Below are 11,468 nucleotides of genomic sequence, written 5' to 3' on the forward strand. Positions count from 1 at the left end.
AGCGGGCTTCCCCTTCGGTGCGGCTCTTTCTTAGCAAACGTATTCTGGCAGAACGCCCACGCAGTCCTTCGAGCGACAGCCTCAGCAGGCTGTTCCCAAGTCGACTCGGTTGACCACCGGCACCTGACAATCGTCAGCATAGCGACCTGGGTCAGCGTTCCGGCTTGTCGTCCCAGTCGATGAGGATGCGCTCAGCGGCCCCGTGAATATCCTCATATTGACCACTCCTCAACGCCCACAGAAAGCCGGACAGCCCAAGAGCGCCAAGGAACAGAGCTGATGGTATGAGGTAGACGAGCGTCGTCATCACGACTGCATTGATTCGTGAATGCCGGAGCGCGTTGCCAAAGGAGCTCTCGTCACCTCGGTGGTTGCAAAGCGTTGCAGGCGCAGCGCATTTCCAATGACAAGCAGCGACGAAGCGGACATGGCCACCGCAGCGATCAGCGGCGTGACGTGCCCTAGAATGGCTATCGGCACGGCAATGGTATTATAGACGATCGCGATCGCGATGTTCTGGCGTATCAGCCGCCCGGCTTTCCGCGAGACGTCCAGCGCAAGAGGCACGGCCAGAAGGCTCTCGCGTAGGAATACGAAATCCGCAGCGTTGCGGCCAATGTCGGCGGCGGTGGCCGGGGCGATCGAGACATGCGCCGCGCCCAGCGCGGGCGTGTCGTTCAGACCATCGCCGACCATCATTACCCGGTGACCGTCATTGCTCAGCTGCCTGATCCGCTCGACCTTTCCTGACGGCAGGAGAGTGGGGGTAAAATGGTCGACTGGTAACGCCTCCGCGACTTCGGCGCATGCGACGACCGTATCGCCGGACAACATTTCCACCGTAAGTCCGGCATTTTTCAACCGCGCAATGGCCGTGTCCGCGTCCGCCCGCAAGGCGTCCTCGAATTCGAAGGATGCGACGATCGTTCCGTTTCGGGTCAGCACCGTTCCACCTGTCTTGCCTTCGGCGCCGGTCCGACCCTTGCCGCCGGCCCATCCGCGCCGGCCCAGGCGCCAGGTGTTGCCTGCGGCTGTCGCTTCGATGCCAAAACCCGGACGCTCGGTCACTTCATTGAATGTCGGTTGCCCGGCCGGGCTCGCCAGGCCGGCGATTGCTTGCGAAAGCGGATGGCGGGAATGTGCGCCCATCGCGGCGGCGAGGGCCAGCATGGCCGGATCGATGGATGACCTGTTGACGAGCCGGGGTTTTCCCAGCGTCAGAGTGCCCGTCTTGTCGAAGACCGCTGTATCGATCGTCGCCAGGCGCTCCATGGCCGAACCATCCTTGACCATGATGCCGTTTTCGAACAGGCGCCGCGCGGCGACGACCTGCACGATCGGCACCGCGAGGCCGAGTGCGCATGGGCATGTGATGATGAGAACGGCGATGGCGATCGTCACTGCCCGATGCCAGTCGCCGGTTGCCGCCACCCAGCCGAGGAAAGTCACGAAGGCGGTGAGATGCACCACCGGCGCATAGAGCGCCGAGACGCGGTCGGCGATCCGGCGGTAATGCGCTCGACCACCCTCGGCGGCTTCCATCAGCCTGACCATTTCCGCCAGGAAGGAGTCCTTCGCAGCAGCGGTAGCCTCGACGGTCAGCGGGCCGGTAAGATTGAGCGTGCCGGCCTGGACCCGTTCCCCTGACGCCACGGTTTTCGGTGTGCTCTCGCCGGAAACCAGCGAGCAGTCGAGATCGGAGGCTCCGCGAATGATCCTGCCGTCGACGGGGATCCTTTCGCCGGCAGCGACCAGCAGCTGCATGCCCGGTTCGATCTCGCCGACAGGCAGGTAGTCGCGTGTGCCGTCATCGCGTTGCACCATGGCGCCGCGTGCCGCCAGCCGCGCCAGGCCGTTCACAGCGGTGCGGGCACGCTCCCGCATCACGTGATCCAGCGTGCGGCCGATCAACAGGAAGAACAGCAGCGAGACCGACGCGTCGAAATAGGCGTGCTCGCCGTGATTGATGGTCTCGTTAAGGCTCATGGCATAGGCGAGCGAGACGCCGACCGCGATCGGCACATCCATATTCATGCGGCCGTGGCGGAGCGCATTCCAGGCCGAGCGGAAATAGATGCCGCCGGCGAAGGCGAGCGCAGGGATGGCGATCAGCGCCGACACCCAATGGAACAGGTCCCGCGTCGCGCCTTCCGCACCTGACCAGACCGAGACCGAAAGCAGCATAATGTTGCCCGCCGCAAAGCCCGCGACCGCGACGGCGCGGATCAGTTCCGAAAGTGTCTTGTCCTTCTCGCCAACCTCGGGGTCGAACAGATGCGCCTCGTAGCCGAGCCGTCCAAGCGCGGCAACGACCGGCGGAATATCATTCCCGCGCCACTGGATCGAGACCCGTTTCGTCGACAGGTTGACGCGAACGCCCTCGACGTGATCGAGCCTGCCAAGCGCCTTCTCGATCGAATGGATGCAGGCCGCGCAATGAACCGTCGGCACTGAAAGATCGGTCTGGTGAAGGTCATAGCCAAGCGATCGGCTCGCCAATCGGATTTCCTGGCTCGAGGGCAGGACGGATGTCTCAAGATCCAGCGCCATTTCCGCGCCCGGCGCACAACAGCTCATTGCAGCGCTCCATGGGAAACGATGACACGGCGGACTTCGCGATAGGACTTTGCGAGACCTGCGTCTGCGTCCACCTCAATGATCCATACCCCATTCCGGAGCGTATGTCGGGCCGCGTATTCCTGGCCGGAGGCAAGGGCAAGAGTGATGGACTCGTCCCCTTTTTCGTAGGCGGGATGACGGAAGATCACCTTGACGCCGTGCAATGCGACAGGCTTGCCTGCCGCATCTGCGAGGCTGTAGCGAATCTCGCCACCGGCAATCGTCAACCGGCTCTTCCAGCCAAGTGACGCCTGAGCCCGGCCTTCCTCTGCTTTCTTGTTGAATTCCTGGCTCGCCACATAGCTATTTTCGACGACGAGCCCGGTCCAGCTTGTGTTGGCGAGCGTCGCCATGATCAGATTGACCGCGATGACCACCCCAAAAAAGGCAAGGATGGTGAATAGCATGTGCCGGCCGGTGAATTCGCGGGATTTCTGCGTATTCGCGCTCATCTGGCGGTCTCCGGTGCGTTGAAAGTGGCGGTGTATTCGTCCGACTCGAAACTCGCCTTGTCCTCGACCCGGAACGTGAAGATTTGCGCTGCGCCGTGGATCTGATCCGCCGGCTGGCGCACAAAGATTTTCAACATTTTCAGGCGGTCGGGCTCGACCGGAATGGCAAAGGAACGACCTGCCGCGATATCGTCGCCGACCACGCTCATGTCAGCCCCTTGCAACGCCTGCATCGTGACGACGATCGTCCTTGGCTCGGGGATCATGTTGAGCAGCTTAACGGTGTAGCCGTTGCGGATGGATCCATCGGACAGCGTCACGAATTGCGGGTTGCGGTCGTGAAGCACGTTCACTTCGAGCCGGTTGCGGGTCATCAGAGAATAGAGCAGTCCGATGCCGACCAGTGACCACAAGCCCGTGTAGACATAGATGCGCGGCCTAAAGATCTTGCGCAGCTGGAAATGCGCCAGATTATCGATGAAACGTCCGTCAGCGGTCCTCACAAGCGATGGATTGACCAGCGTGGCGCCCCCCGTCATAGCAAGAGCCATGTTCGCATTGTAATCGTCGAGCGTGGCGTAGGAGATCAGCCCTCGCTCCTTGCCGAGCTTATCCATGACGCCGTCGCAAGCGTCGATGCAAAGCGCACAGGTGATGCATTCGAGTTGCTGGCCGTCGCGGATATCGATGCCCATGGGGCAGACGGCGACGCAGGCGTTGCAATCGACGCAGTCACCGACCGACTGCCCCGCGGCTTGCACCTTCTTGGCGTGGCGCGAGCGCGGTTCGCCGCGCCAATCATTATAGGTAACGGTCAGCGAACTCTCGTCGAGCATGGCTGCCTGGATGCGCGGCCAGGGACACATGTAGGTGCAGATCTGCTCGCGCATCAGCCCGCCGAACGTGTAGGTGGTCGCTGTCAGCACCGCGACAGTGATGTAAGCTACCGGTGCGGCACTGCCAGTAAAGACGTCATGAAACAAGGTAGGCGCATCGGAGAAATAGAAGATCCAGGCGCCACCGGTCGCCACCGCGATCAGCAACCAGATGAAATGCTTGGCCGTGCGCAAGACCAGCTTGCGTGCGCTCCAGGGTCCGGCGTCGAGTTTCATGCGGGCATTGCGATCGCCTTCGATAGCTCGCTCGACGACCAGGAACAGATCAACCCAAACGGTTTGCGGACATGTATAGCCGCACCAGGCGCGGCCAACCGTGGATGTGATCAGGAAAAGGCCAAAGCCGGCCATGACGAGAAGGCCTGCTACGTAGTAGAATTCCTGCGGCCAAATCTCGATGAAGAAGACATAGAAGCGGCGGTTGGCGAGATCGATCAGCACAGCCTGATCGGGGGCAAATGGCCCGCGATCCCATCGCAGCCAAGGGGTCAGGTAATAGGTACCAAGCGTGATCGCCATCACCAGCCATTTGAACCGGCGAAAGCTGCCTGTGGCGCGTTTGGGGAAGATCTTCTTGCGCGCGGCATAGAGTGGTTGTCGTAGCTTGGCGGAGTTGGCCGCCTCGGCTTCCAGCCGTTCTGTCTGCCTATCATCAAGCACGAGAAGCTCCCGTCACCAGCGACGATTTCGCCGAAAGCCAGGCCCATCGGTTCTGGCTGATGCCCGCGTTGAGCAAGCTTGCCGTATGGCGGGCAGCGATGCGTTGATGCAGGTCAGTCGCCCGATGCCGCGATGCAGTCGAGGCCCGGCGCGCGCCGGGCCTCGTCGCTTGGCGGGAGGGGGGTCGAGAATAGGCTTGGGTTACTATTCTCCGCCGCCAAGCGAATGGACATAGACTGCAAGCTCCTTGACTTTGGTCTCGCCGAGCCGCCCGATCCAGGCCGGCATCACGCCCTGTTTCGGCGCGCGGACCTGGGCGGCGATGGCCGTCTCGCCCGGTCCATAAAGCCAGATCGCATCGGTCAGATCGGGAGCGCCGAGTTCCTTGTTGCCCTTTGCATTGTCGCCATGACAGGCGACGCAATTTTCGGCAAAGACCTTGGCGCCTGGCTCGATGAGGCTTGCGTCCTGGACCTTGCCGGAAAGGCTGGCCACGTATGCGCTCACCTGAGCAATCTGGTCAGGGGTGATGATGTCACCGAAGGCCGGCATTTCCGAGATCCGCGTGTCAGTATCGGACGCGAAGCGGATTCCGTGCGTGATCGTCTGCTGGATCTGCTCGGCCTTGCCGCCCCACAACCAGTCGTCGTCATTGAGATTGGGAAAGCCCTTGGAGCCCTGGGCACCGGAGCCATGACATTGGACGCAATTGACCTTGAAGGCGGCGCCACCGGCGGCGACCGCGAATTCGCGCAAGCCATCGTCCGCGGCAATCTCCGAGACGCTCTTGGACCCTACCGCCTCGACATATTTGCCCTTGGCGGCTTCGGCCACCGCCAGATCGTTCTTGACCTGGTTGCGGCTGGAATAGCCGAGCACACCTTTCGTCGCCGAGTTCAGCAGCGGCCATGCCGGATAGGCGATGGTGTAGCCGATCGCCCAGACAATCGTGACGTAGAAGGTTACGACCCACCAGCGCGGAAGCGGGGTGTTCAGCTCCCTGATACCGTCCCAATCATGACCAGTCGTGGAGACTCCCGACACTTCGTCGATGTGCTCGTTGTTGCTCATGATCTGCCGTCCTCAAGGGGAATCTGGGCAGCTTCGTCGGCCATCTTGCGGCTGCCGGGGCGGAGCGCGAAGGCAATTGCACCGACAAAGAAAAGCGCCATGGCGACCAGACCCCAGCTGTCGGCAAACTCTCGCATCAAATTGTAATCCATGGATAAAGCTCCTCAGCGGTAGCCGGTGGCTTCGTCGTAGTTCTTGAAATCGACCAGCGTGCCGAGCATCTGCAGATAGGCGACGAGGGCATCCATTTCGGTGACTTGTTGCGGGTTGCCGTCAAAGTCGCCGATCTTGGCTTTGGGATAGCGGGCCTCAAGGCCGGATGTGTCGGCGCTGGGATCGGCCTGCGCCATCAGGTCGACATTGGCGTGCGCGATCATGTCATCGTTGTAAGGGACACCGACACGCCTGTTGGCGACCAGATGCGTCGAGAAGTCCTTCACGTCGATCGATGCGTCTTTGAGGAACGCGTAGCTCGGCATGATCGATTCCGGCACCACCGAACGCGGATCCGTAAGGTGCTCGACGTGCCATACATTCGAGTAGCGGTCACCGACCCGTGCGAGATCCGGCCCCGTGCGCTTCGATCCCCATTGGAACGGGTGATCGTACATCGACTCGGCGGCGAGACTATAGTGACCGTAGCGCTCGACTTCGTCGCGGAACGGCCTGATCATCTGGCTGTGGCAGAGATAACAGCCCTCGCGCACATAGATGTTGCGCCCGACAAGTTCGAGCGGCGAATAGGGACGCATGCCCTCCACCTTCTCGATCGTGTTGTCGAGATAGAAGAGCGGTGCGATCTCAACGATGCCGCCGACGGTCACTACAAGAAGGGAACCAACGAGAAGAAGCGAGGCGTTCTTCTCGATGATTGCGTGTTTGTCCATCAAGCCCAATTTCTCGCTCCTGATCGCTTAGGCTGGAAGGCTGGAACAGAGCCCGGCATCGGATCTTCCTCACGTTGGTAGCCAAGGATCGTCATGGTGATGTTCCAGGCCATGATGAGGGCGCCGGAGAGGTACATGGCTCCGCCGATGGCGCGCATGACATAGTAGGGGTGCATGGCGGCCACGGTTTCGGCGAAGGAGTAGACCAGGAAACCCTGCTCGTCGTATTCGCGCCACATCAGGCCCTGCATGATGCCGGAGACCCACATGACAGCGGCGTAGACTACTATCCCGAGCGTCGCCAGCCAGAAGTGCCAGGTGACGAGCCTCAGGGAGTAGAGCCGTTCACGGTTCCAGAGCTTCGGCACCATGTAGTAGATCGCGCCGAACGAGATCATGCCGACCCAGCCGAGCGCACCGGAATGGACGTGCCCGATGGTCCAGTCGGTGTAGTGCGACAGCGAGTTGACCGTCTTGATCGACATCATCGGACCTTCGAATGTCGACATGCCGTAGAAGGCGATGGCCATCACCATCATGCGGATGATCGGATCGGTGCGGAGCTTGTCCCATGCGCCGGAGAGCGTCATCAGACCGTTGATCATGCCGCCCCAGGAAGGCATCCACAGCATGATCGAGAATGCCATACCGAGCGTCTGCGCCCAGTCAGGCAGGGCAGTGTAGTGCAGGTGATGTGGACCGGCCCAGATATAGAGGAAGATTAGCGCCCAGAAGTGGATGATCGAAAGGCGGTAGGAATAGACCGGTCGGTTCGCCTGCTTTGGCACGAAATAATACATCATGCCGAGGAAGCCGGCGGTCAGGAAGAAGCCGACGGCATTGTGGCCATACCACCACTGCGTCAAGGCGTCCTGAACGCCGGAAAAGGCGGAGTAGCTCTTGGAACCGAGGAAGGACGCCGGCATCGAGAGGTTGTTGATCACATGCAGCATCGCGATGGTCACGATGAAGGAGAGGTAGAACCAGTTGGCGACGTAGATGTGCGGTTCCTTGCGCTTCAGGATCGTGCCGAGGAACAGGATGAGATAGGCGACCCAAACGATGGTCAGCCAGATGTCCACATACCATTCGGGTTCGGCGTATTCACGGCTCTCGGTGATGCCGAGCAGATAGCCAGTCGCGGCCATGACGATGAAGAGCTGGTAGCCCCAGAACACGAACCAGCCGAGATTGCCGCCGAATAGCCTCGCGCGGCAGGTTCGTTGCACGACATACATTGACGTGCACAGAAGGGCATTGCCGCCGAAAGCAAAAATGACACCCGACGTATGCAGCGGCCGCAAACGGCCGAAATTGAACCAGGGCTGGATGTTGAGATCGGGGTAGGCAAGCTGCAGCGCGATGACCACACCGACAGTCATGCCGACGATACCCCAGAACATGGTCGCGATGGCGCCGTATCGGATTGGACCATCCATATAGGCTGACGGATCGACCGCGGCTGCCGGCGCGAAACTCGTGTTGCGTAGAAGAACAGCGGCGAAACCCAGCAGCGCGATGAGCAGCACCAACATATGCTGTCGGAATGGCTCGTCCACGCCGAAGCCGGCAGCCACAAAAGCCGCAAACGCGAACAGGCTTAGAAGGACGATCTCTGTGCCGAATTTCATCGCAAGTTCCGATCTCCAATTCCGACGGACGCCAAATCCGCAGTCCACTAATTGCGCAGCCGCCGCCTGCTTGCCCTGATCCATGTCAGAGCCGCACGATTTTTGCTTCGGGGCAGCATTGAGTTCGGTGCGATTGGAAGATGGCGATTGAACGAGAAAATGCCGAACGGGCCGCCCCGTTTATGGACAAGTCCGGTTCCCCGGGCCGGGCCGGTGTGGAGGCGATTCCGGACGATGTGGTGAAGCGCGCGTCTGCGACGCGCTGGAAAATATAGCCGGTGCCTTGCCGTACGTCGATCGCCTTCAAATGCCTTGGGACAGCCAGCGCGAACGCTTCGAGGAGACGGTCATTTTTCCTGCGCGTATAAGGCGTGCTGACCTTGGCCGAGCCCAATCTTGCGTCCACCAGCCGGTTGCGCGTCGAGCACCTCGGGGATCAATGCTTCGCAAGACGAGGTGGCCAAAACGCTCCTGGCGATCGGAGATCGTCATCCGATAGCGAGTGTGGAAGCAGTCGGGTTCATGCTACGCGGCTTCTTCGAAGCGCGATACATCGCTCATTCAAGGGGCGGTTGCGCCTCGGCCGCCGCAGCGCTGTTCCAGCCGGCTCATGCTGTCCACTGTGACATGGCGGTTGTTCTCGATCCGGATCACACCGTCCATTCTCAGTCTGGTCAGCTGACGGCTCACCGTCTCGTTTGTGGTTCCAAGGAAATCAGAAATGTCGGCACGCGTCAGCGGCAGCTCGAAGCACGCCGACCTGGCCCCAGGCTCAAGACTGGAATCGATATTCCGGGCGATCATGAGGAGAAAGCTCGCCACCTTCTCCGGTGCGGTCTTGCGCCCCAGAGTCACCATCCATTCACGTGCCTCGTCGAGTTCGTAGAGCGTCTGCTTGAGCAGGCGGTGCTCAAATTCTGGTGATTCCTTCATCGTCCGTTCGATGGCCGCCCTGGGAAACGAGCACAGCGAGACAGCTGTTGCGGCTTCCGCATTGATCGTGCTTTTGACTCTGAAGGGCCGTCCCAGAAAATCCGGCGCGAACTGGAGGCCGACAATCTGCTGGCGGCCGTCCGAAAGGCTCTTCGTCAGCTTCACCACGCCTGAAAGCAGGTTTGAATAGCTGTCGACAGTCTCAGCGTCGCCGATCAGTTCGACCCCCGGATCGATCTTGTGCCGCGACGACGTCTTGGCGAGCCGAGCCAAATGGTCTGGATCGAGCGCACCACAGACGCCGTGGTGCCGTGCCTCGCAAGACAGGCAAAGAGCGGGAATGCCGGAACTGCGAATGTCCTGCCGTACTGTCATTTGATCGCTCTACCGGTCCCAATTTGTCGGCAGGATAGCAATCGACGGTAGAAAAATCCTTGCGGCAGTTTGTCCGTGCCGGAGGTTGACCCAAATCAGGGCTTGGCTCGTCAATGCCTCCAGAGTTCCAGCGAAAAGCAAACACCGTGGGTCACGACATGCTACCGGAACTAGCTGCCAGACTTGGCGAGAACGTCCCGCGCTATACCAGTTATCCGACCACGCCGCATTTCCATCCGGGCATCGATGCTGTCGTTTACCGCGGCTGGTTGGAGGCGCTCGAAAGCGGTGGCGAGATATCGCTTTACCTGCATGTTCCCTATTGCGACAGGCTGTGCTGGTTCTGCGCGTGCCATACCAAGCAGACCCGCCACTATGAGCCAGTGGCCGCATATCTGCGCTCGCTGTATGCGGAGATTGCGACTGTTGGCGGCCTTGTCAGCGGCAAGGGCCGAGTTCGCGCAGTTCATTTCGGGGGCGGTTCGCCGACGATGCTGAAGCCCGAGGACATGATGACACTGGGCACGGTCCTGCGGGACAGCTTCGATTTTCTCGGCGATGCGACGATCAGCGTCGAGATCGATCCGAACAATACGGACGAAGCCCGCCTTGATGCACTTGCTGAAATCGGGATGACGCGGGCGAGCCTCGGCGTGCAGGATTTCGATCCGAACGTGCAAAAGGCAATCAATCGCAAGCAAAGCTTTTTGCAGACCAAGGCAGTCGTCGACGGAGTTCGCTCACGCGGTGTCGAGTCCGTGAACCTCGATCTGCTTTACGGCTTGCCGCATCAGACAAGGGAGAGCGTCTCCTCCACCGTCGCGCGGGCGCTGACCCTGGAGCCAGACCGGATAGCGCTTTTTGGCTACGCCCATGTACCGTGGTTCAAGAAACACCAGACGATGATCGACGAGGCATGGCTTCCCGACACCACCGAGCGGTTCGCTCAATCGCGACTTGCCGCGCGAGCGATTGTGGACGAGGGGTACGAATCAATCGGGCTCGACCATTTCGCAAAGCCGGGCGATGCGTTGGCTATAGCGGCCCGCGCGGGGACTTTGCATCGCAATTTTCAGGGTTACACCGAGGATCGCTGCGAGACGTTGATCGGACTTGGCCCTTCGTCCATCGGCCGTTTTCGCCAGGGCTACGTGCAGAACATGCCTTCGACCGGCGAGTACGGCCGCATGGTTGCAGACGGCAGGTTGGCTGCTGTGCGCGGGATCGTGCTGTCCGACGACGATCGCGGCCGGGGCTGGATCATCGAGCGGCTGATGTGCGATTTCGCCTTCTCGGCGATCGACCTGGTGGAGAGCTTCGGGGAAGCCGGCCAAAAGCTGCTTCTTCAGGCAAGCTCCATCGCCCTTCAGGATCCCGCTCGACTGCTTGAACTCCAAGGCGACAGTTTCGTCGTGCCGGCGGAAAATCGTCCGTTCGTGAGGAGCATTGCGGTGAAGTTCGACAAATATTTCGAAAGTGGAGCGGCCAGGCATTCGGCGGCAATCTGAGCACCGCAGAGGAAAGGTCACGGTTTTCAGTCGATCGTGAACCGATTGCGCTACGTTTTTGACTCTTCATCGACCACTTTCGCGTCAAGATAGGATTTCACAACGGACCAGATGCGATGGCATTAGCGACGATATCGTCCGGTCGTGCCTTCCGGCACCCTATTTCATTTCGAAGTCCCGCAAGCGCCACGTTGAGTCCGGCCGCCTTTTTGTATCGGAAGCAGACAACAATCGTCTTCGCCGGATCCAGGATCGGGGTCTCGACCTTGTCGATAACATGCCGCTCGAAGCCCACCGACCTGGCGTTGTGCGAATGATTCGAACTGGCGCATAGGACATGCATCGCATCGCGCTATCGCAACCAAGATGTGACAGGGCTCCTGGCGCGCGAGCTCGTGGTCCTGGAGTGAGGAGACCCAGTCAAAATTCTCCGATG

General features: G+C 60.5%; 11 protein-coding genes. 1 reads left to right on the top strand and 10 read right to left on the bottom strand.

What is annotated here, in order from left to right:
• Nucleotides 1-151: 151 nt before the first annotated feature.
• The 10 genes from ccoS to ABID19_RS29035 form a co-directional block, all read right to left on the bottom strand.
• Nucleotides 152-307 (bottom strand): cbb3-type cytochrome oxidase assembly protein CcoS, encoded by a 156-nt coding sequence (gene ccoS, locus ABID19_RS28990; protein ID WP_006204605.1) that lies wholly within the window; start codon nucleotides 305-307, stop codon nucleotides 152-154.
• Nucleotides 307-2,577 (bottom strand): cation-translocating P-type ATPase, encoded by a 2,271-nt coding sequence (locus ABID19_RS28995; protein ID WP_263804953.1) that lies wholly within the window; start codon nucleotides 2,575-2,577, stop codon nucleotides 307-309. The genes ccoS and ABID19_RS28995 overlap by 1 nt, the downstream gene beginning before the upstream one ends.
• Nucleotides 2,574-3,071, bottom strand: coding sequence for a FixH family protein (locus ABID19_RS29000; RefSeq protein ID WP_006204603.1), 498 nt, complete (start codon nucleotides 3,069-3,071; stop codon nucleotides 2,574-2,576). Before ABID19_RS29000 ends, ABID19_RS28995 begins: the two co-directional genes overlap by 4 nt.
• Nucleotides 3,068-4,627: a cytochrome c oxidase accessory protein CcoG gene (gene ccoG / locus ABID19_RS29005; protein ID WP_263804952.1), complete on the bottom strand. Its 1,560-nt coding sequence runs from the start codon at nucleotides 4,625-4,627 to the stop codon at nucleotides 3,068-3,070. The genes ABID19_RS29000 and ccoG overlap by 4 nt, the downstream gene beginning before the upstream one ends.
• 204 nt (nucleotides 4,628-4,831) lie before the next feature.
• Complete coding sequence (gene ccoP / locus ABID19_RS29010; protein WP_006204599.1) at nucleotides 4,832-5,698, bottom strand: cytochrome-c oxidase, cbb3-type subunit III; 867 nt, start codon at nucleotides 5,696-5,698, stop codon at nucleotides 4,832-4,834.
• The gene (locus tag ABID19_RS29015) at nucleotides 5,695-5,850 is read right to left on the bottom strand and encodes a CcoQ/FixQ family Cbb3-type cytochrome c oxidase assembly chaperone (protein ID WP_006204598.1); all 156 of its coding nucleotides are present in this window, start codon (nucleotides 5,848-5,850) and stop codon (nucleotides 5,695-5,697) included. The genes ccoP and ABID19_RS29015 overlap by 4 nt, the downstream gene beginning before the upstream one ends.
• A gap of 12 nt (nucleotides 5,851-5,862) precedes the next feature.
• Entirely contained in the window at nucleotides 5,863-6,594 is a 732-nt protein-coding gene (gene ccoO, locus ABID19_RS29020; RefSeq protein ID WP_006204597.1) for a cytochrome-c oxidase, cbb3-type subunit II, read from the bottom strand.
• Complete coding sequence (gene ccoN / locus ABID19_RS29025) at nucleotides 6,585-8,216, bottom strand: cytochrome-c oxidase, cbb3-type subunit I (RefSeq protein WP_006204595.1); 1,632 nt, start codon at nucleotides 8,214-8,216, stop codon at nucleotides 6,585-6,587. Before ccoN ends, ccoO begins: the two co-directional genes overlap by 10 nt.
• Nucleotides 8,217-8,301: 85 nt before the next feature.
• Entirely contained in the window at nucleotides 8,302-8,610 is a 309-nt protein-coding gene (locus tag ABID19_RS29030; protein WP_156788634.1) for a hypothetical protein, read from the bottom strand.
• 167 nt (nucleotides 8,611-8,777) lie between these two features.
• Nucleotides 8,778-9,524, bottom strand: a complete 747-nt coding sequence (locus ABID19_RS29035) for a Crp/Fnr family transcriptional regulator (RefSeq protein ID WP_040583499.1) — start codon at nucleotides 9,522-9,524, stop codon at nucleotides 8,778-8,780.
• Between the two features lie 158 nt (nucleotides 9,525-9,682).
• On the opposite strand from ABID19_RS29035, the gene hemN reads away from it, so the two are divergent.
• The gene (gene hemN, locus ABID19_RS29040; protein WP_263804951.1) at nucleotides 9,683-11,032 is read left to right on the top strand and encodes an oxygen-independent coproporphyrinogen III oxidase; all 1,350 of its coding nucleotides are present in this window, start codon (nucleotides 9,683-9,685) and stop codon (nucleotides 11,030-11,032) included.
• The last annotated feature ends 436 nt before the right edge of the window (nucleotides 11,033-11,468 follow it).

The organism is Mesorhizobium robiniae (genome assembly GCF_040545535.1).
Lineage (GTDB): Bacteria > Pseudomonadota > Alphaproteobacteria > Rhizobiales > Rhizobiaceae > Mesorhizobium > Mesorhizobium robiniae.